The following is a 25322-nucleotide window of genomic DNA, read 5'->3' as shown; positions in this document are numbered from 1 at the left end:
TCCTTAGATTATGATAAATAGAATGGTATCTTTCTTTCATGATTTAATGTCAATGATACAAAACCTTCGCGTTCTTTAGGTTAAACTGTCTTTTTGTGTTATCCAGTAGCGTTCTTTTGCAAATGGATATGTAGGAAGTGATAATCGTTTTACCGTATGCTTCCTATGTAGCTTTTGCCAGTCAATTTCTACTCCCGATACCCATAGCTGAGCTAATTTCTCTAACCCTTTGCTCTCTATTAACATATTAACAAATTCTAAACCCTCCTCTCCATCTATTAAGAATCTGGTTTTGCTAGAATAATTCATGTCTGTATTTATGTATAGATTATCAATATCTATAGAAGCTTCCATAAATAACTCAAGCTTTTCTTTCAATGTATCTATACTTGCGACAACTATCGCGAGCCGCTCTGTCATTTCATCTCTACCTATCTGAAGTGTATAAGCTAAATCTCTAATACTAACGTCTATTTCCTTTGAAGATATGTCATCAAGATAGCTAATCATTTCCCTAACATAATCTTTAAGTCTTTCTACATTCTTCGCAGATAAGATAATGATTTGTGGGTTTTTGCCTTGCATTAGATTGCGTTCAACTTGTTCATACTCCTCTAATACCACATGGGCATTAACACCTCCATAGCCAAACGCACTAATGCCTGCCCTTCTAAGCTCACCTGCTTCCTTAATCCATTCCCTGGTCTTGTCGACTATATATAAGGGACTTCCTTCTAATTGAATATTAGGATTCATCTCTGATAAATGAATGGTAGCAGGTATTTTTTTATTCTTTATCGCCAGAATAACCTTTAATAGTCCTGCCATACCAGCCGCAGTCTCTAAATGTCCTATGTTCGTTTTAACCGAACCTATTCCACAATGTTGCTCTGGTGGTTCATGAATACCCCAATCCTTGTATAACTGTTTGAATGCCTTTTTTAATCCATTAACCTCTATCGAATCTCCCAAGTTAGTTCCAGCACCATGAGCTTCTATATAACCAATAGTTGAAGGATCTACATTTGCTTTTTCCCAGGCTTTAATGATTACCTCAGCCTGTGCATTTGGATTTGGAGTGGTCATAGAATTTACATGCCCACCGTGGTTAATCGCACTTCCTTTAATCACAGCATATATATTGTCGCAATCTGCGATTGCCTTACTTAGGGGTTTCAATAATACAGCTCCCGAACCTTCTCCTCTTACATAACCATTGGCGGTTTTATCAAAAGTCTTACATCTTCCATCCTCACTTAACATACCGGCTTTACTAAAAGCAATATACAGAGTTGGGCTTAAAATAATTTTAATAGACCCGACTATGGCCATATCACAATGTCCTAGCTGTATTTCTTCTACTGCCCTATGTATTGCAGTTAAAGAGCTTGCACAAGCTGTATCTATTGGTTCACTGGGACCACGCAAATTTAATAAATAAGATATCCTATTAGCAACTATTGAATGAGACATTCCTGTAGATATCAGTGGATGAATTTCTATACCTTCATCGTTTAGCACCTCCCCGTAATCTAATACACCCACTCCAACAAATACACCTGTATTTGTACCTGATAGGTCTTTTGACTTGTATCCTGCATCTTCTATTGTCTTCCACACCGTCTGAAGCAATATTCTTTGCTGAGGATCCATAAACTCTGCTTCTTCTTTAGAAAGTCCGAAAAACAACGGATCAAACTTATCTACATCCCTTATAAAGCCTCCCCATTTAATATTTGTCTTATTGGGTTCGCTTATGGGATCACCGTAGATATCTTTCCAATTCCAGCGCTCTATCGGTATTTCTGTAATAAGATCTTTCTCAGCTTCAATATTCTCCCAGAACTCATCAAGCGTATCTGCCCCAGGCATAATACCACTCATTCCAACAATTGCTATTGGTTCATCTGCGTTTTTAAAAGCATTAAAATCTTTTACTTGATGAGATACTTCTTGAACCCTAGGTTTTAGTTCCTCAGTTATCCAATCATCACCGTAATATGCACTAAGTATCTCTTTATATTCTTCACATAGATATGTAATTAGGGAATTCAGTGTCCCATGTTCATAAAAGATAGCTGGCATTACATAAAGATTGTAAGTATCACTTAATTTATTACTAAATTCAGTAAAAGATATCGAATCAAAACCAAATGTACTCAAGTCCTCCTCTAAATCAATCTCACTCATTTTAATTTTAAGTATTTCTGATACAATGAAAACGCAGTCATCTTGAACACTTTTCATAAGACTATTTTCGTCTATTTTAGTGTAAGAAAACTTATTCATATCTTTGCTCTCTTGTTCCGAGGTTTTAGCCAATAAGCCTTGAATTTTTTTCTTGTTTCCATGTAACACTAGCAACTGATTGTTTGGTTGAATTAAGCTAAATTCAAAGGCTTCAATACCGATTTGGGATTGGAGCAATTGAAGGCCGAGAGTCTTTTCAATCATCTGCTCTACTTGATAATCTACCTTCATACCTCCATGTCGCCATAGAGGCCAGTTAATTGTAATCGACTTGCCATAACGCTCATTTGTTTTTACCAAAGCAGCTCTTTTTTGAATATAGCTGTCCATAAAGCCGTTTCCATAAGCATAATCTACCTGTCCTGGACTTCCAAGAACTGCAGCAATAGATGAAAACAAGGCAAAGAAGTCTAGTTTTTCATCTTTTGTAGCCTCATCAAGCCATACTGTCCCAAATACTTTTGGCAAAAGCACTTCTTCAATGTCTTTTTCTGTTTTATTGATAAGGTACGCATCTCTTATAACCCCAGCACTATGAATAATACCATTTATTTCATTAAACTGTGTTTTGGCTTCATCAATAAGCCTTTCTACTTCGTCCCGCTTTGAAACATCCGCTTTTATATAAATAACCTCAGCTCCATGCTGTTTTAGTGCTTGAATTTTTGCTTGCTTTTCTGAATTAATCTCTGATCTACTTGATAGTATGAGTCTTGCTTTATACCTTTTTGCTAGATACTCCGCAAATATTAGACCCAAGCCTCCTGCACCACCTGTTATAAGGTATACGCCCTTGTCCTTGAATAGGGATTTCTTATTATCCTCTTCCTTTAAGATATCCTCTATTTCAACTAACCTTTTAACTGACCTTTGTTCATCTTGAATCCTCACTTCTGTGCTTTCATCTTCAAGTTCTTTTAGAAGTAAAGACCTGACATCTTCTATTTTCTTTGAATCAAGTTCAAGCTTTATGGTTTTAAAGGATATCTTGGCATTTTCAAGACAGACTGTCTTTAACAAACCACCTACTGCTTCATACTGAGGTTGATATTCTCCCCTATTTGTATAATAGGTGTATATAATCTTACATTTGTTTTTACATTTGTTTTTCCATTGGGCTTCTAATAATGCACAACATAAGTAAATCATAAAATAAGCACTTGAAGTAAGCTGATTTAAGTCATGTAAAGATGAAGCAGGACTCCATAAATGGAGAATGTGAGTGGGTACATAGTTTTTCTCCTTTAAGACTTCAAATAATTTATTGTAATCCTCTTTCTTTAAGGGATTTACAATGTATTCCCATTCGCTCAGTTCTTCATATTTTTCTCCTTGTTTTACAAGGATTACTTCTTGTATTTTTTCTTTCTGGTCAATTCTCAATAAGTTAAATAAGTCTTCATTTGTATCAAAAAGCAGTAATCTAATAGCTGATTTATTAGCCTGTACATCTGTTAATTCGCATTTTTCCCAATGACTACTGTAATAGAGCGTCTCTGTTTCTATCTGGAGTTGTTTTTTTACGAACAAATCACTGCCTACAATATCTATAGGCTTGTCTTTTGCATTATCAATCCAATGCCGTTCTTTTGCGAAAGGATAGCTTGGAAGAGATACTCTTCTGGGTGCTGTGTTAATATATAATAACTTCCAGTCGATTTCAATGCCATTGACCCACAATCGTGCTAACTTATCTAAGTCGTTATCTACTATCGTACTTTTAATAAAGGATCTACCGTTTTCTCCACTCAACAATGTATCTACCAAACTTTCTTTAATATCTCCTATAAAGAGATGTTCCTGAGGCTTTCCATCAAGATATGCTTTCAAGCCTTCAATGAGATGCTTGACACTATTCGTCTTAATGACTAATCGATGATTCATTGACTCTCTCCCCGTCTGAAGAGTATAAGCAATATCTACTAAACTATGACCTTTATATCCATCCTCATTCGTCTTTCGCGTAGCTTCCAAAACAAGAAATGCCCTTAGTTGCTCTGCATAATCCCTAAGTAGCTCTTGCTTCTTAGCAGAAAGGATAATTAAATGCGGTGTATCACTATGTAGCTTGGAATCCTCTTGACTATTTTCATATTCTTCTAAAACAATATGCGCACAGGCACCACCAAATCCAAAAGAGCTTATGCCTGCCCTTCGTGGTATTTCGTTTCCTTTATCATCAACAATCTTTTCCCACGGTTTTGTTTGATTAAGAATGTAAAAGGGTGTTTCCTTTAGGTCTATATACGGATTTTGCTCAGTAAAATGTAAGATTGCCGGTAGTTGTTTATTCTTCATACTTAAAACAACCTTAATCAACCCAGCAATTCCAGAAGCCGGTTCCAAGTGTCCAATATTTGTTTTCACTGAACCAATTGCACAATATTTTGCATTTGTACTTGTAGACTTCTGTTTCTCCATCATAGTGTTAAAAGCTTTCTTAAGACCTTGTATCTCAACTGGATCTCCAAGTTCAGTCCCTGTACCATGTGCTTCAATAAAGGTTATGGTATCAGGGTTTATGCCTGCATCCTCATAAGCTCTTATTAAAAGATTTGCTTGAGCATCCGAATTAGGAGCTGTTAGAGAATTGGCTTTACCACCATGTCCTTCTGCCGCTCCTCTTATGACCGCATAGATATTGTCATTGTCTGCTATTGCTTTGCTTAATGGTTTTAATAAAACGCAACCGCCCCCTTCTCCTCTGACATATCCATTTGCACTTCTATCAAAGGTTTTACATCTTCCATCAGGCGACAAAACACCAAGTTTAATTGCCCCTATGAAAACATTAGGTGAAATCATTAGACTGACACCTCCTGCTAAAGCAAGTTCGCTCTCCCCACATTGAATCGATTTGACTGCTCGATTTAATGCTACAAGGCTACTTGAACAAGCTGTATCAATTGATTCACTAGGGCCTCTAAGGTTTAACAAAAAGGATATACGGTTAGAGATCAATGCATTTGCATTACCAGTAACTTGTTGAGGTTGAATGGTTCCAGTATGTGCAAATAATTCATGATATTCATTTGCTTGAACACCAACAAAGACTCCAATGTTTTTACCAGATAATTCAGTAGCTTTGTAGCCTGCATCTTCAACGGTCTTCCAAACTGTCTCCAAAAACACCCTTTGTTGAGGATCCATACACTCCGCTTCCTTTGGAGATATATTGAAAAATTTAGCATCAAACTGATCTATACCGTTTATAAAACCTCCCCATTTCGAAATTTTTTCATGCTTGTCTTCTGAATTTTCATAATAGGTTTTCCAATCCCATCTTTCCACCGGAATTTCTCTAATTAAGTCTCTTTCTTGAATCATATTTTCCCAAAACTCTTCAACATTATTAGATCCTGGAAAAACACCACTCATACCAACAATTGCAATAGATTCCTTTTCTAAAGTTGTTACGAGCTTATTTGAAAGATTATTGCTAATAAATGGTAATCTTTGAATAGTCCTCACATCTTTACTTCTAGAATATTCAACTTCTGACTCTACATAAAAATCATGAATCTCATCAGTAAACTCGGTAATAAAATAATGACTAAACGCCCTTAAAGTGCTTAAATCAAAAAATACGACTGGTGTAATTTCTACTTGATATATTTCCCCAATTTTGTCAGCAAATTCTTTAAGACTAATTGAGTCAAACCCAAAACTCCCGATATTTTCATAAACATCAAGCTTATCAATATCTATTTTAAGAATGTCCGATGCAACCTTAACAATGTCGTATTCGACTTTTTGTTCAAGTGTTAGTCCCTTAGGTGCAAATGATTTTACCTTTTTATTTTTTGAACCATTATGTTTTTTAGGTGATCCACTTTGTTTACCTTGATTTTCTACATCTATAAATCGTTGAATTTTTTTCCTATCGCCTTTAAAGACAATCATATGGGTTTCATTGTTAGAAAGCATATTTTCAAAAACCTGAATTCCATCCTCATTTTCTAAATAGGACATACCCGAAGATTGTAAATACAAAGATTCTGCCTCCCTTTCTAGATGCATTCCTCCATCTCTCCACAATGGCCAACTGATTGCCTTTGTAACACCTTTTCTGTTTTCTTTTCTTCTCAATCCTTCTCTGTAGCTAACAAATCCATCCAAAAACCTATTTGAAACGGCATAATCTCCCTGACCAAAATCCCCTAACACTGCTGATACAGAGGAAAATAGCAGCAGAAAATCTAGCTCCTCTTCCTTGCTAACAGCATCGAGTACAATTGTGCCTTGTACTTTTGGCCATAAAATCTCTTTAAATTCTTTAAAATCTTTTTTTAACATTCCAGTGATAGAATTTATTCCACTTGTGTGTAAAATACCATTAAGCTGTCCGAATTGTTCTTTTATTGCCCAAATAACCTTTTGCATTTCTTCAACATTTCCTACATCAGCTTGAATATACAGCACTTCAGCTCCACTTTTTCTAATATCATTAAGTTCATTTTCCTTTATTATATTCAGTTTAGACCTTCCCGTTAGTACTAGCTTGGCTTTATACGCTTTTGCTAAGTAGCGAGCAAAAACCAATCCTAAACCACCCGCTCCACCAGTTATTAGATAAACACCTTGTTGTTTAAGCAGGATATCTTCATTTGGATTATTCTCAGCTTCCTTAATTTTCCTTATGTATCGAGTATTTCCTTCGTACTTAACATCCACAGATATACTACCGTTATCAACACTTAGTTCATCTAAACTCAACTTAAGAAAATGCTCCTTACTGCTATCATCAAATACCATTTCAAAAGTAGAAAAAATCAAGTTCGGCATGCATATAGAAAGAGATCCTGCAAATCCCCTAATCGCATCAGCAAATGGGTTTGTTATTTTCGTATCCTCTAGGGCTACCAAAAATTTAAGTAATGATTTAATTTTCAGTTCACTCATAGCTGTTAGAATATGAAATATCGCATAGATTCCTACATTTAAATATTCATCAGTATCTTCAATCTTGATATCTCCATTAAATTTTCCATTAATAGTCCATAAATTCAGAATCACCTTTGGATTAAATCCTTGTTCTACTAAGTTGGCGAATAAAAGAACATAGTCATTGGCACTTTTAGGATTGATAGCATATTCCTGATTATTGATCTTCGTAAAGACATTTCCTGTTTTTACTCTTATGATTGTTCTTTCATCAACAGCATCTAGAACATCAAATATATCCTTTTCATTACAATCATTATCAAAAACAATCATATCCTCAAGCTTATTTCTATTTATGATAGCAGGATCTATTTCGGATTGTTCCCAGTCACATTGATAACAAGCCAATTCATTCACATAAGCTTCTACCTCTGTACTATTATTAATTTCATTCATAAGTTGATATGCCTCATCCGATGATATCTCTTGGTTCTTTACCCTTTCAAATATCTTTCTTTTTTCATAATCTTTATGATTCATAAGACTCTCCCTTCTCCCTGCGCATTGCACTTTCAACATCTAATTTGCCTGATTCAATATCTCTTAACCGCTGCAGCAATTCATCATTATCATTTTGATCATTGCTTTTGACTTTTGATAACCAATACCTCTCCTGTTCAAAGGGATATGTAGGCAACGATACCCTTGTACAAGCTGTATTACCCTTTAATAAATTCCAATTCATTTCATATCCATTCACCCATAGTTGCGCAATATTTTCATATTCCCGGTTCTTTATAATGTTTTTAATAAATTCTTTTCCCGCTTCACCATCAAATAGATGAAGTACAAGTTCCTTGTTTTTGTTTGCGTGACCCCTATATAATCCTTCTATATTAGCTTCATTATTTAAAAATCTTTTAAGCTTATCCTTAAGCTCATCAAAGGTCGAGACAACAACTGATAGTCGATTTGTCATAGTATCTCTACCCACCTGCAAGGTATAGGCCATATTCTCCAAAGAAATAGAGTTATTTTTCTCATCATTACAATCAATAAATCTTACCATTTCTTTTATATACGCCTTAAGCCTTTCATCACTTTTAGCAGATAGTACGAATATGTAGGGCTCACAATTAGCACCCCTATCGCTTTTAGGTGCTTCGTATTCTTCAAGCAGAACATGCGCATTGGTTCCTGCATATCCGAAAGAGCTGACGCCTGCCCGCCTTTTTTCATCTCCAATTTTTTCCCATTCCTGTGTAGATTGAACAATATACATAGGGCTCCCTTCTAATTGTATGTAGGGATTAAGCTCTTTCCAATTGATGCTAGCTGGTATTTTTTTATACTGCATGGAAAGGATCACTTTAAATAAACCTGCTATACCGGCAGCCGCTTCAAGATGTCCTATATTTGTCTTAACCGAACCGATACCACAATAGGGTTTTTCTGCCATAGCTTTGCCCAGTTCTTTATTGTACTGTTCAAATGCTTTCTTTAATCCGTTAATTTCAATCGGATCTCCCAGACTTGTTCCTGTCCCATGTGCTTCTATATAGCCGATCGTTGTTGGATCGACTTCAGCCTTTTTCCACGCCTTCAGAATTACTTCCGCTTGAGCAATGGGATTTGGCGTTGTTAAGGAATTTACATGACCCCCGTGATTTAGAGCACTTCCTTTTATTACAGCATAAATATGATTACCATCAGCAACCGCTTGACTTAAGGACTTTAATAAAACAGCTCCTGCCCCTTCTCCTCTTACATAACCATTTGCATTTTTATCAAAGGTCTTACACCTTCCATCTTCCGATAGCATCCCTGCTTTACTTAATGCAATATAAGGTGTCGGACTTACTAACACGCTTATGCCTCCTGCTATTGCCATATCACAATGTCCTAGCTGTATGGATTCCACCGCTCTATGCACCGCTGTAAGAGAGCTTGAGCAAGCTGTATCAATTGGCTCACTAGGGCCCCTTAGATTCAGTAGATAGGATATCCTGTTTGCAATAACACTGTGGGACAATCCTGTCGAAATTTGAGCCTGTATCTCAACTTTGTGTTCCTTTATTAGGTCACTGTAATCTGAATTTCCAACACCTACAAATACACCTGTGTTTGTCCCAGATATGTCCTTTGATCGATAGCCTGCATCTTCTATTGTCTTCCATACTATTTGTAGAAATATCCTTTGTTGGGGATCCATAAGTTCTGCTTCTCTTGGGGATATCCCAAAAAACAGAGGGTCAAACTTATCCACCTCTTTCATAAAGCCACCCCATTTGATATTGGTTTTATGAACCTCCCTCAATGGATTACCATAATATTCTTTCCAATCCCAACGGTCCTTTGGTATTTCTGATATAAGGTCCTTTTCACCTTGAAGATTATCCCAGAATTCTTCTAATGTATCAGATTGTGGAAAAACACCACATATTCCAACTATTGCCACTGGATCTTTAAATCTGTCCATCATCCCTTGACCCTCAATAGCTAATATACCTTCTTTTTCAGGTATTTCTAGTGTTTCCTCTGTAAACGGCTCTACAAATTCTGCTTTACGACCCTCTAATTTGTTGTTCCCCATCAAATGGTATCCCAATAAATCCTTATAGGCTTCTGTTAGATGCTTCGCAAAGGATTCGAGGGTAGAATACTCATAGAATATAGAAGGTACTATAGCTAAATCATATTTTTCATTTAACTGATTTGCAAATTCAATAAACGATATAGAATCGAAACCAAATTGACTTAGATCTTCATCTAATTGAATGTCACTTAAAGGAATCTTTAGTATGTCAGATACTAAATGCATTAACACTTTCTGCAATTTCTTCATGAGATCTTTTATACTGATTTCCACTTTTTCTTTACGATTGTCAATGATTGTCTTCCCTATAATACTGTTGATTTTATTCTTGTTCCCTTGAAGCACCATCAACTGATTACTTTCCTGGGTAAGGCTAAATTCAAAAGCATCAATGCCAACATGAGTCTGAAGCAATCTAATTCCCAGACTGTTTTCCATCATCTGCTCAATCTGTTGATCTACTTGCATATTACCATGTTGCCACAAAGGCCAGTTAACAGAAATAGACTTGCCATAACGTTCCTTCTTCTTTACCATATCCGCTCTTTTATGTGAAAAACTGTCCAAAAAACCATTGGCATAAGCATAATCTCCCTGTCCAGGATTCCCAAAAACAGCTGCTATGGATGAAAATAGTACGAAAAAGTCTAGGTTATCATTTTTTGTAATCTCATCTAGCAATACTGTCCCATATACTTTTGGCAAAAGTACTTCTTTCATCTCTTTGTCTGTTTTTTTGATGAGGTATGCATCTCTTATGACACCTGCACTATGAATAATACCGTTGATTTGGGTAAAATTTCTTTTGGCCTCGTCTATAAGGTTTTCAACTTCCTCTTGTTTAGATACGTCTGTCCTAACATAGATGACCTCTGCTCCGTACTTCTTAAATGACTCTAGCTTAACTTGTTTACTTATTTCAAGTTCTGATCTACCTGTCAGCACAAGCCTTGCTCTATAATTCCGGGCTAAGTATTCAGCAAAAATCAACCCTAAACCACCCGCACCTCCAGTAATGATATATACGCCTCTGTCCCTTAATAGGGATTTTTTATCCTCATATTCACCTTTATTTAATGTAACATTTTTTTCAATCAAGATTTTAACTGACCTTCGTCCATCTTGATGCATCACCTCAGCACTTTCATCCATAAGCTCTTCTATAAGCAAGGTTCTTAAATCTTCTATATTCTTAGGGTCCATATCAAGCATTATTGTTTTATAGGATATCCTTGCATTTTCTAGACATACTGTTTTTAGCAAACCACTTACAGCTTCATATTGAGATATGTTTTCACTCATGGTTGAATTATAAGCGTAGATAATTTTAATGTTCTTTTCCCATTTTTTCTCTATTAAGCCATGACATAAATGAAGCAATGAATAAGCACTCGTTTCTAGTTGGTGCCCTATAGCTTCATTCAGGTGAATATCTTCAACTGTTATCTCCTCTAAATAATTCCATAAATATAGAAGGTGCGTCGGTACTTGATTTTTTTCCTTTAATATTTCGAATAATTTTACATAGTCTTCTTTCTTTAAAGGATTCACTTCATATTCACATTTACTTAATTCTTTAAAAGTCTCTCCCCTATGTACTAAAATCACTTCATTGAATGCTTCTTTTTCATGCCCTTTCAAAGCAGTCAAAGGATACTCGCCCTCCGCATTCGTTAGGTTAAATATACCCTTTCCTGAATCGAACACAAGTAAGCTAATAGGTAATTTGTTATCCAAATGCTCATCTAATTCACAGTTTTCCCAACTACTCGTATAGTATAAAACATCATCCTTCACAGCCTTACTTTCAACTATATTTTTTACTTTAGGCTTTTCTTTTTGTTCAGGTAACCAATATCGATCTCTTGCAAATGGATACGTCGGAAGTGACAAACGTCTTGGTAATCTGTTTTCATATAAAAGCTTCCAATCTATTGCTGTACCACTCACCCAAAGCTGTGCTATTTTCTCAATTTTTTTCTCTTTGATTAACCTATATAAAAATTCCCGTCCTTCTTCACCGTCCATAATAAAAGTCATTTTATTTTTGCTATCTCTAGCTGTATCTAAGTATAACTTTTCAGCATCTCCCCGTTCTCCTACGAACATGCATAATTTTTCTTTTAAATCCGTTTTATCAGAAACTACAACTGCAAGGCGTTCAGACATTTCTTCTCTACCTACCTGAAGCGTAAAGGCAATGTCTCTTAAACTAATATTCTCCTTTATCGCATTCCTATTGTCCACAATTTTATCACGATAATAATCCAAAAAACCTTCTTGAAACTGATTATAAATTATTAGAGCAATCTCTTTGATAGATAAATACTGCCTAGTCAATAGGATTGTGTTTTCCATCCCAAATTTGTCATCAATATCTTTTCTAAATTCAATTAATCTAACAGGATCAAATCCATATACATCTAAACTTTCATGAATTGAGATTTCTTCTTGTGATACATTCATTATTTCTGCTGCTAGTTTTATTAAGTCACTCTCTATCAGCTGAATTAATTGTCCATCATAGGGCAGGTTATGAACTTCCTTACAAATTGTATCCAAATATCTTATCATTTCACTCGCATATTCTTGAAGTTTGTTTTTGTTTTTTGCTGAAAGAATAATGATCTGTTTTTGATTTTCTTCCTGTAATTTATATTGTGGCATCTCGTATTCTTCAAGTACTACATGGGCATTGGTTCCACCAAATCCAAAGGAACTGACGCCTGCTCTTCTAGGCTCATTCCCGATTTTTTCCCACACCTTTAAATCCTCTGCGATATAGAAAGGACTACCCCCTAACTCTATATAAGGGTTTAATTCATTAAAATGAATGGTAGGAGGTATCTTTTTATTTTTCATAGCAAGAACAACTTTTAATAGACCCGCTATTCCAGCAGCAGTTTCAAGATGTCCTACATTCGTTTTTACAGAACCAATACCACAATAAGGCTTCCCTTGTGCTGTCTTACCCCTTTCCAAATATAGCTGTGAAAATGCTTTTTTTAATCCATTAATCTCAATTGGATCCCCCAAACTTGTTCCTGAACCATGGGCTTCTATGTATCCTATTGTAGAAGGATCTATTCCCGACTTCTTCCACGCCTTTACAATAACCTCTGCTTGTGCATTTGGATTTGGTGTTGTCATAGAATTAACATGGCCTCCATGATTCACATCACTTCCCTTAATAACAGCATAAATGTGATCATGATCGTCAATTGCTTTACTTAATGGTTTTAATAATATGGCACCCGAACCTTCTCCTCTAACATACCCATTTGCATGCTTATCAAAGGTTTTACATCTACCATCCTCACAAATCATAGCTGCTTTACTTAGGGCTATATAAGGAGAAGGACTTGCTATAACACTCACACCTCCAGCAATAGCCATTTCACAGTTTCCTAATTGTATTGCTTCCACTGCCCGATGAACAGCCACTAATGAACTAGAACACGCCGTATCTATAGGCTCACTTGGACCATGAAAATTTAATAAATATGAGATTCTGTTTGCAATAATACAATTGGATAGACCCGTTGTAATTTGAGCCTTTATTTCTATGTTATTTTCTTTAAGAAGATCACCATAATCAGAAGTTCCTACACCAACAAATACACCTGTTTTCGTTCCTGATATTTCTTTTGGACTATATCCTGCATCTTCTATTGCTTTCCATACCGTTTGAAGAAATATTCTCTGTTGAGGATCCATCAACTCTGCTTCTCTAGGTGATATTTCAAAAAACCGGGAGTCAAACTTATCCACTTCCTTCATGAAGCCTCCCCATTTAACATTTGTTTTGTTGGGTTCTTTCATAGGATCACCATAATAAGCTCTCCAATCCCACCGATCTTCAGGTATTTCAGTGATGAGGTCTTTCCCAGCTTCAATATTGTTCCAATATTCTTCGAGGGTATCTGAGCCTGGCATAACACCGCTTAAACCTATAATTGCAATGGGCTCATTAAGTCTTCCTATTAAATTGGAGGTTTGAGCAATATATGGCAAGGCTCTATACCTTGACCTAATTTGTTCCACCGAATCTTCTGCAGAATCTTCAGTAACTAATGGAATCTTGGATTTATAGTGGTCTTCGTTAAGACTGTCACTGTAATATTGATATAAAAGTTCCTTGTATTCCTTTAAAAGGTATTTAATTAAAGATAAAATGGTTTCATGCTCGTAAAATAGAGAGGGCATAATATGCATTTTATACTTCTCATTAAATTTATTGCTTAGCTCAGTAAACGATATAGAATCAAATCCAAATCGACTCATATCTTTGTTTATATCTATATCAATCTCTTTCATCATTACTATATTGGCTATAAAATGTACAATATCTTTTTGCAGACTATTTGATAGTTCTTGATTTTCTACCTTTATTGTTTCGATTTGTGTATTAGGGCTTATGTGTGTTGCTTTTTGAGCTTGGATTGTTTTTGGTTTAAATGCTCGTAAGGAGAAATCCTTTAACCTGACCAGTACCTCTCCCTCTTCATCTAATAGATTGATACAATATTTTTTTATACTGGGAGTATCTAATGTAAGGCATACATGAGCATAGCATTTTTCCTTTAATTCTCTGAGAATGTCCACCTCACCGAGTGCAAATGGTAAGTATTCGTCTTTACTAAGGCCTGCAACAGACTGCAGTGCACCATCCATTAATGATGGGTGTAATTTAAACTCCTCTAATGTGTCGATGCCATTATTAGATAGTTGAAGATACGCTAATGCTTCTCCTTCTCCAACAACTATTTTTGTTATTGGCTGAAAATGTTTTCCATAAGTAAAGCCGGCTTCTCCTAATCGCTGATACAGAACTTCACTGCTTATGGTTTCAGTACATCTTTGAATAATGGTCTCAATGTCCACCTTTTCTTCCTTTAAATCCAAGAAGTTTTCATCCTCAAATAATAACCTGCCTTGACTATGAACAATGATTTGATCATTATTTCTTGTGCTAATTTCATATTCAAGGGAATCCTCTTTTGGATAAAGACCAATATGCACTTCAACCAACGGGCCATGTATCGTAATGGGTCTTATCCAAAGTATATCTTTTATCTTAGTAATTCCCAATACACCTGATAATTCGCCTGCTGCCCTCGCCATTTCTATATATGCGACACCTGGCAAAATCATTTTACCTTCTATCACATGATCTTTAAGAAAGAATTCCTCCCCACTAAATGTCGTACTAAACATCTGTTCATCAATTGTTGATATATTCTGATCTATCATTGGGTGAAGCTTTGATATAATGTTTTGCGTATTATGGAATGCCTCTACTGCTCCCCCTTCTTGTTCTGGTACCCAATAACGCACTTTTGCAAAAGGATATGTCGGTAGCGAAACCCTTCTAATAGTATTGTTATATAGTGTCTTCCAGTCCACTTCTACACCTGTGACCCACAGTTTAGCAAGCTTGTTTAGTTTTTTGTTTTTAATCAATGCGAAAACAAATGCCTGTCCCTCATCATCATCATCAAGTTGATCAGACATACCACTCTTTTCTTTTACGGTTCCCAAGTATAGGTTATCTGTTTCCAAATTATTGAGTAAATATTGTTCTAGTTTTTCTATCAATTCTTCTATGCTTGATGCGATTATCCCTAGACGTTCAGTCATTGCTTCTCGACCTACCTGAAGGGTATAGGCTATTTGTTCTAGGGAAGTTCTTCCATATTTTTGTTGCTCAACAAATGACTCCATTAAATAACGGATTAATTCTTGTGAATATGCTAAAAGGCGCTCTTCATTTCTTGCAGAAAGAACGATTAATTGCTCTCTATTTTCATAATACTCTAATTCATTGTAAATATATTCCTCAACTAAAATATGAGCATTTGATCCTCCTGCTCCAAAGGAGCTGATACCAGCACGTCTAAGATATTTTTTACCCTCGATGTCAGGCTGCTTCCATTCCTCTAACCTTTGTTGAACGGTAAAGGGTGTATTCTCAAATTTAATATTTGCATTTAACTTTGCCGAGTGTATCGATGGTACTAGCTGCTTATATTGCATTTGAAGGAGTACCTTCGTTAGTCCTGCTATACCTGCAGCAGATTCGCAATGACCAATATTAGATTTAACAGATCCAATAGCACAAAACTGTTTGTCTTTTGTGCTTTTTTGAAACGCATGAACTAAGCCCGTTATTTCTATTGGATCTCCAAGTGCAGTACCCGTTCCATGTGCTTCAATATAACTAATTGTTCGTGGCTCAATACCTGCTTTCAATAGTGCTTTAGAAATCAAAGAGGCTTGAGCGTTGGGATTTGGCACCGAGTACCCGCTCGTCTTTCCTCCATGATTTAATGCACTCCCCTTAATTACCCCATATATATGATCACCATCTGCTATGGCCTTCTTAAGTGGTTTTAATAGAACTGCACCCGTTCCTTCTCCAGGAACGTAACCATCTCCTCCGTCGCCAAAACTTCTACACTTACCATCTGTTGACGGAAAATTACTTTGGCTAAGAAGTATATATTTATTAGGATGAATTGTAACATTAACGCCCCCAGCTATTGCAACATCACATTCGCCTCTAAGGATACTTTCTTTTGCAATATGAATTGCTGTTAAAGAAGAGGAGCACATTGTATCTAATGCAATACTAGGGCCTTTAAGATTTAAGATATAGGACACACGATTTGCAATGGAAGCAAATGATGAGCTTAGTCCAATATCATTGCCCCTCATAGATTCCTCAGCACCAAACAGTTGATAATGTCCAAACATCGCACCAACAAATACACCAATATTTTCTTCTGAAATTTTATCTCTCGTATAGCCCCCATCTTCTAGGGTATGCCAGGCAGTTTCTAAAAAAATACGTTCCTGTGGGTCAATATAACATGCTTCTCTTGGAGAGATGTTAAAAAACAACGGATCAAACTTATCTACATCTTCTATGAACCCACCCCATTTACTATAAGTTTTTCCTTTTGCATTCTTGTTAGCATCGAAGTATTTAGTATAATCCCATCTTGTTGTTGGAATCTGGGTAATACAATCTTTTCCTGATTTTAAATTCTCCCAAAAGTCGCTTATGGTTGAGGCCATCGGATATTTACCACTTAACCCAATAATTGCAATATCGTCTTCTATACATTCATTGTTTTGTTTATTCTGTAATTGTTCTAGAATGGTTACCTTGTTTTTTTCAAATGTTTTGGTATTCATTTGACGTTTCAAGGAAGTAATTGAATGTGATACTATGTTTTTGTTTTCTTCGTCCAGATCTCTTTGGTCTTGTTTTAGTGACCCACTAAGTTTTTCAACTACTTTATCTTCATAGTTCTGTACTAGGTAATGAGCAAGCTGGCCGATTGTTTGGTTTTCATAAAACAAGGTTTTTGATAACTCTCCAAAATTATTTTCCAGCTCTCTATTTAGTCCCATGATCATAACAGAATCAAGCCCGAATTTTTCAAAATCTGCCTCTGAATCTATTTTCGATAGAGGCACCTTAGTCTCTTTGGATATTAACGGTTTCAGAAAATTCTTTGTTTTTTCAACTAACTCCGCTTTGTCTTTCAAGTCTAATCCTATTTCTGTATCGTATGGATCTATATGGTCTAGAACTATATGGTCTGAATCTATGTTTTCTTGATTTGTGTTTTCTTGATTTATGTTTTCTTGATTTATGTTTTCTTGATCTATATTTTCTTGATCTATGTTTTCTTTAGTTATGCTAACTGTCGTACTACTTACAAGGGCGTCTTGGCTTTCATCAATATACTGCTGCTTATTGGATGAAAACAATTGGCTTATCTTCTTTTCATCTCCTTCAAAAACAATTAATTGATTAAATGAATTGTTTAAAGCGTCTTCAAAAGCCTTTATCCCATTTTCCGAGCTTAGAGGTAATATACCCATGTTCTCTTTTAACCAGATCAAGGTCTTCTCATTTATGGTCATTCCTCCATCAGACCAGTAAGGCCAATTTATAGAAATGCTTTTACCCCATCGTTGCTTTTGATTCACCATTAACTCTCTTTTTTTCGCATAATAATCCATGAAGCTGTTAGCATAAGCATAATCTGTTTGTCCAACATTTCCTAATGTCGCGGACACGGATGAAAATAAAACAAAAAAATCTAATTCTTCATCTTTGGTCACTTCATCTAGCCAAAATGTACCGTAAATTTTTGGTGCCAATACCTTATCAAAATCCTTTTTTGTTTTTATAAATAAAAAGCTATCTCTAAGGATTCCTGCCGAATGTATAATACCATCAATTTTATCAAATTTTATTTTCACATCGCCTATTAGTTTTTGAACACTTTTTTTACTTGTGATATCACTTTCAAAATAAACCACTTCTGAACCATTCTCCTCAAGCTTTTTTAGAATATCCTGTTTTTCTTGAGATAGCGTTGATCTTCCTGTGAGTGCAATATGGCATTTAACCTTGCTGGCAATATATCCAGCAATAATCAAACCAATGCTTCCAGCGCCACCGGTAATGATATACGTGCCCCCATTCTTTAGCACCGGTTTCACGACAGATTGATTTGTCGGTGTGTAAAGCTTATAGCCTCTAACATATCTGTTTAACCTTTCGTCATAACAGATCTCTATATCCGTTAAATTTACAGCCATTTCATTGCCTATAATCTTTACAAAAGAGTGGATATCAACAGATTCCTCCATACATATTGATTTGCATTTTAAGTATGGATTTTCCATATTCAAGGTTCTAAGAAAGCTTGCCACTGAAGCATATTGGGGTTGCATGTCATTTAAATGACCTTGATGAAAATACATTAATGACATGTACGATTTAATCTTACGTATAACCAGCTCCTTAGCAAGATAAAATATAGCATCTATCCCTTTATAAAAGCGTGATTTAAAGGATGTTGAATCATTGTCTTTTGACCACATATGAAGAATCGTTTCTGGAAATACATTGCGTCCTTCAAGATCATCCAACAAGCTTTTATAATCATTACTATTTTTAATATTTACTTCATAAAGATCATTTTCTAAATAACCAAAACTGGATCCAGGCATTACTAAAACAATTTTAATGTCATTGCTCCCCATTTCCTTATAAACATACTCTCTTATCGCATTACAAAACTGTTGATCCACATCAAAAAGCAGTATATTACCTTTCAATAACCTCGTGTTTTCTATTGCGCTTTCTTCTAGTTGTTGCCACTGCTCAAGATAATAGTGATTCTCAGATATTTGATCTGTATTAGCTTTAATACGCTTAAAACCTTCCTCTGGGGTTATTTTTTTATCTTTAATTAATTCAATAATATCTCTAGTCTCTTTATGCATTCTCCATACCCTCCTTACCCTCTATGAACTCGATAACGCTATCAACCTCTGTTTCTCCAAGGTATACTTTATTTAATAAATCTATAAGTTCAACACCCTCCATACTATTCGCTGGATGGCTTACTCTTTTTATCATCGGTTTTACCGAAAAGTCACTAACTTTTAATACTACCTTTCCAGCTTCATCCAAAAGATAAATATCAAACACCTTTATATCACTTTCTAATCGTCCATTATTCTTAGATACCGCATAGCTATAACCTCTATATGATAATGGTCCGTAAATACTCAATTCTCCTATAGTAAATGGTATATAAAGCTGCTTGGCAGATTGACCATACCCAACACCTAGCACGGATTGAAACATACCATCAAGTATTGTAGGATGCAAAACGAATTCATCAAGATCATCTTTTTCTTGCAACTTTAATTTAGCTAATGCTTGACCTTTGCCAACATACATTTCTTGTATTACTCTAAAACGATTACCATATTGTATATCAATCTCATCAAATGCGGTATAACATTGTTGTCTACTAATAACCTCGGTACTCCTTCCTTTAATAGATTCAATATCAAAGAACACTTCATCCATCTCATCCAAAGTCAGTTCACCATAAATTAATCTACCTTTTGAATAAATGGTTTTTATGTCATTCTCTAGCGTTTCAACTATTTCATATTCTACGAATCCAATCTCTGGTATAAGATTTATTTGTATTAGCTTGGATATATTATCCATCGTTATCGGCTTAACCCAAATCATATCCTTCATTTTACAAACCTTCATGTTTTCGGATAAATCCCCTGCAGCTCTAGCCATTTCTATGAATGCTGCTGCTGGCATTATTTTTCGCCCCGCTACAACATGGTCCTTAAAGAAGAACTCGTTACCGTTAAATACTGTTTCAAAACATTGCTCATTAAGGGTTGATGTATTCTTACCTACTAAGTGGTGTAGGGTTGCTGCAGTTTGCTGTTTAGCATCAGAATTCAAGTTATTTTCTCCTTGGCCTGGTATCCAATAATATTCTCTAGCAAATGGGTACACGGGTAGTGATAGGACCTTATTCATCTCATCACGGTATAATGTTCTCCAATCAATGGCTTCCCCTACCGTCCATTCTTGAGCAAGCTTCTCGTATTGCTTTAATTCAAACAGTTTTCTATTGTTTTCCTGTTTCACTGTATCAAAAAGGTCTTCATGATTTATTCTAGTTTTAATGCTTCCCCTATAGACAGCCTCCATATGTTTATCGCTTCTGATAAACCCTAGTAATTTTTCACGCAACTCTTCTATATTTGATACAATTAAGGCTAATCTCTCTTCCATAGCTTCTCTACCCGTTTGCAACGTATATGCAATTCCACTTAGAGATGGCTTCTCATATGCTTCAATTTTTTCAAGATATGTTGATAATCTTAACGCATATTCTTTTAACCTATCTTCGTCTCTTGCTGATAATAGTATTAATTCTTTTTCTCGAACTGTAACCCTCGGCTGTGATATTGAATCTATGTATTCCTCCATTATAATATGGGCATTTGATCCACCCGCACCAAACGAACTAATGCCCGCACACCTTGGATAATTTTGTCCGTCAATAATTGGCGCTTTCCACTCCTTTAACTCATGCTGAATATAAAATGGTGAGGTCTCAAAATTAATATTCGGATTCATGTTTTCAGAATGAATGGAAGGCACCAAGGTCTTATACTTCATTTGTAGAATGACTTTTGTTATGGCAGCTATCCCAGCGGCTGATTCAAGATGACCAATATTAGATTTTGATGAACCAATTGAGCAAAACTGTGCATCCTGTGTATAAGCTTCAAAGGCCTTTTGTAATCCCGCAATCTCAATAGGATCTCCCAAGGATGTTCCTGTTCCATGGGCTTCTATATAACTGATCGTTCTAGGATTCACTTTTGCCTTTATTAAGGCTTCCGAAATCAAAGTACTTTGAGCCTTTGGATTCGGAACTGCATAACCATTTGTCTTACCACCATGGTTCATAGCTGTTCCTTTAATAACGGAATAGATTCTGTCTCCATCCAGTATAGCTTTCTTCAATGGTTTTAATAAAACTGTACCTACTCCTTCACCTGGCACATAACCGTCTCCCCCTTCACCAAAGCTCCTGCATCTTCCATCACTAGAGGCAAACCTACCTTGACTTAACATAATGTATTTATTTGGATGAATCGTAACGTTTACGCCCCCTGCTAAAGCAGCGTCACATTCACCTCTTTTTATACTTTCACACGCTAAGTGAATAGCTGTTAAAGATGAAGAACACATAGTATCCAATGAAATACTTGGTCCATTAAGATTAAAATAATAGGATACTCTATTAGCAATAGAGGCATAGGTCGAATTCACCGCTATAACATTACCCTTCATTGATTCTTCCGCAGCATACATTGGATAGTGATTATACATAACCCCTGCAAATACCCCAACCTTATACTGTTCTAGACGTAACTTTGTATACCCAGCATCCTCTATTGTATGCCAAACTGTTTGAAGAAAAAGTCTTTCTTGTGGATCCATAATTTCAGCTTCTTTAGGGGAAATATTAAAGAACATTGGATCAAACTTGTCTACATCATTAATAAAGCCTCCCCACTTACTATAACTTTTGCCTTTTTTATTTTTGTCGGCGTCATAATAAGCATCGTGATTCCATCTTTCTTTAGGAACTTCCGTAATACAGTCCTTGCCTACCTTAAGATTTTCCCAGAACTCATCAAGTGTATCTGCCATTGGGTATCTACCACTTACTCCAATAATTGCAATATCATCTTCTGCAATTTCAGACTTATTCATAATTTGTTCTGACCTAACAAACCTCTCACTATTAGAACGTAAAGGTATATTGGTTTTAACCTCTGTTACAGGATTTATCTCTTTTGGTATCATTTCTTCAGTGCTACCCATACCTTCTTCAAATTTTTCACTGTGGTTTTTAGCAAAATATTCTGCAAGCTCTCTAAGATTCTTATACTCAAAGAGCAATGTCTTTGATATGTTACCAAAATGGGTTTCAAGTACTCCGTTCAAGCTCATAATCATTATGGAATCAATGCCGTATTTTTCGAATGGTTCATATGCATCAATTCTTGTTATTGGCATATTAATTTCTTCCGATAAAATTCGTTTTAATTTCTCTTGTACTTTATTTAATAAATCAGTGTTATCGTACTTAGTTACGTTAAATGAGTTTTGCTCCTCTGACACTGTCTTGTGAAGCGGCCTTACCATAAATTCTTTCATTCTAACCAATACCAAGCCATTGGTGTCTACAATTTCAATCGTATACTTTTTACTACGGCCTTCTGCTTTTTCAAAATCCTTAACTGTTTTGGCATATATATAGCATTGGATACTCAATGGATGAAAGATTTCTATTTCTTCAATGCCAATCGGAAGATGTACACCCTCTCCCTCTAACCCTGAATTTTTTATACCAATTACTGATTGAAGTGCACCATCCATTAAAGAAGGGTGTAACTCAAATTTATTGAAGTCTTCTATAAGATCACTTGGTAATTGAAGTGCTGTGAGTGCTTCATTATCACCACTGTATATCTCTTTTATGGTTCTAAAACTTGAACCGTATTCTAATCCGCTTTCCCTAAACTTACTGTAACATTGTTGACTATCTATTAAAACTTGACATTGTTCCTTTATAGCACCAATATCAATGTATGTATGAATAGGTTGTATGTCCTTTAAATCCATTCGTAATTTACCTTGAGAATATAGCGTTCGACTGTTGTCCTCATTTATCGATTGGATCGCATAATCAATCACATCTCCCTTTGTAGAAAGACTGATATTAACTTCTTTTAACTTCTCTAATACTATAATTGGTCTAATCCATATAATATCTTGAATTTTTGAAATATTTCTTTTCCCAGAGAGTTTTCCAGCAATGTATGCCATCTCGATAGAAGCAACACCAGGCAACATCTTTTGCCCTGCTACTACATGATCTGCAAGATAAAATTGGTTTTCATCCAATATTGTTGTGAATTTCTGTTCATAAAAATCAGAAGTATTTTTACTTATTAATGGATGCAAATCATTTGTTTCAGATACAATAGCTGTTTTAGATTTTTTTCCACTTGGTAAATCGGTAAACCAATGACTTTCTCTTGCAAAAGGATATGTAGGGAGTGCAATACGTTTACTATGATTTCCTTTGTCTGAACTTGACCATTCTATCTTAACCCCAGATATCCACAATCCAGCTATTTGTCTCAACTCACCATCTTCTACAACACTCTTTATATATTTTTTACCTTTTTCACCTGTAATTAACAAATTAATTTTGTCTTTATTGTTCTTTACATTACCTATAAAGAGATCTGCATTTTCTTCATCTCTATAATAAGAAGTTAATTTGTCTCTTAGTTCTAATAAATGACTTGCTATAATAGCCATCCTTACATCCATTTCTTCTCTTCCAACTTGCAAGGTATAAGCAATATCTGAAACCTTCACACAGTGTTGAGGCTCTTGATCCTCAATCACTAGTTGATGATCAAGAAATTCGATTAAATCCTTTGCATATGCCTTAAGGCGGTCTTCACTCTTAGCAGATAAAATGATGATTTGTGGTTGAGCTGACTCCTCTACAATTGCAGCAGTTGGAGCTAGATACTCCTCTAATGCAAGATGTGCGTTTACACCTCCAAAGCCAAATGAACTAACTCCTCCACGTCTAGGAATCCAGTTATTACGATCATCTTTAAAGGCCTCCCATTGTATTGTTTTGTCTACAATATAAAAAGGGCTGTCCTCTAGTTTAATATAAGGATTTTGTTCTTCAAAATGAATGCTTGCTGGTATCTTTTTGTTCTTCATAGCAAGTATGATTTTTATAACACCTGCTATGCCAGCACCGAATTCAAGATGTCCAATGTTTGTTTTCACTGAGCCAATTCCACAATAAGGTCTGTCTGGCATTGTTATTTCCGAGTTTTTATATAATTGCTCAAATGCTTTCTTTAATCCATTGATTTCAATTGGATCTCCTAGGCTAGTTCCCGTTCCATGGGCTTCAATATATCCTATTGTCGTAGGATCAATATTTGACTCTTCCCATGCACTAACGATTAACTCTGCTTGTGCATTTGGATTAGGTGTCGTCATCGTGTTCGCATGCCCTCCGTGGTTGACAGCACACCCTTTTATTACAGCATAAATGGTATCATGGTCTTTAATAGCTTTACTTAAAGGCTTTAAAAGCACCACCCCACATCCCTCACCTCTTACATAACCATTGGCGCTCTTATCAAAAGTCTTACACCTTCCATCTTGCGAGAGCATTCCAGCCTTAGAAAATGTTATAAAATTTTCCGGACTGAATAAGGCATTAATGCCTCCGGCAAAGGCCATTTCACAACCATCTCTTTGTATTGCCTCAACTGCACGATGTATTGCAACCAAAGAACTAGAGCAAGCAGTATCAATTACCTCACTTGGCCCACGCAAATCTAATTGGTACGATATACGATTTGCCATGATTGAAAATGCTGTACCCGTTGATATCTGCGCATGAAGATCTATACCACTTTCCTTTAATAAGTAACGATACTCACAAGCTCCTGCCCCTATAAATACACCCGTTCTCGTTCCCGCTAAATCGCTTGCCTTATATCCAGCATCTTCTACTGCTCTCCATACATTTTCTATAAATATCCTATGTTGCGGATCCATTAATGCGGCTTCTCGTGGTGAAATACCAAAGAACAATGGATCAAATTTGTCAATGTCCTTCATGAAGCCTCCCCACTTAATATTCGTTTTATTGGCTTCATTGATAGGGTCACCATAGTATGCTTTCCAGTCCCATCTATCACTCGGAATTTCTGTAATTAAATCTTTTTCATTCTCAATATTATTCCAAAATTCCTGATAATTTTCTGATCCCGGCATAACGCAACTTAATCCAACAATAGCCACCGGCTCCTTACTATGTTCTATATGTGGTATCACTCTTGAAACAGGGTAATTGTTAAATCTTGTTCTGCCTTTGGTTTCTATTACAGGTATTTCTTCCACCTTATTCGATACCTCTTGATGACTTACTCTTATAACCTTTTCGCCAAAGTAATTACCTAATATACCTTTATAAGTATCTAGTAGATATTTTATCAACGAAATTAGTGTTGTGTGCTCATAAAAAACAGATGGCATGATATCTATTAAATATTTATTATTTAAAGCATTGCTAAATTCAGTAAAAGAAATCGAATCAAACCCAAAGCC

General features: G+C 35.7%; 3 protein-coding genes (1 of these 3 only partly in view). All 3 read right to left on the bottom strand.

Annotated features, from left to right (window positions below; all coding sequences use genetic code 11):
- Positions 1-75: 75 nt before the first annotated feature.
- Tightly spaced (each overlapping or abutting the next), the 3 genes in view from CVU84_08540 to CVU84_08530 form a layout consistent with a single transcriptional unit that may run on beyond the window.
- Positions 76-7713: a hypothetical protein gene (locus tag CVU84_08540; GenBank protein ID PKM94962.1), complete on the bottom strand. Its 7638-nt coding sequence runs from the start codon at positions 7711-7713 to the stop codon at positions 76-78.
- Positions 7664-19042, bottom strand: a complete 11379-nt coding sequence (locus CVU84_08535) for a hypothetical protein (protein ID PKM94961.1) — start codon at positions 19040-19042, stop codon at positions 7664-7666. Before CVU84_08535 ends, CVU84_08540 begins: the two co-directional genes overlap by 50 nt.
- Positions 19035-25322, bottom strand: the 3' end of a protein-coding gene (locus CVU84_08530; GenBank protein PKM94960.1) for a hypothetical protein. Its footprint extends 7257 nt past the window's final position; only the last 6288 of its 13545 coding nucleotides appear in the window; its start codon lies off the right edge, out of view; it ends in the stop codon at positions 19035-19037. The genes CVU84_08535 and CVU84_08530 overlap by 8 nt, the downstream gene beginning before the upstream one ends.

Source organism: Firmicutes bacterium HGW-Firmicutes-1, assembly GCA_002841625.1.
Taxonomy (GTDB): domain Bacteria; phylum Bacillota; class Clostridia; order Lachnospirales; family Vallitaleaceae; genus HGW-1.
This window is presented reverse-complemented; position numbering and strand designations above follow the sequence as displayed.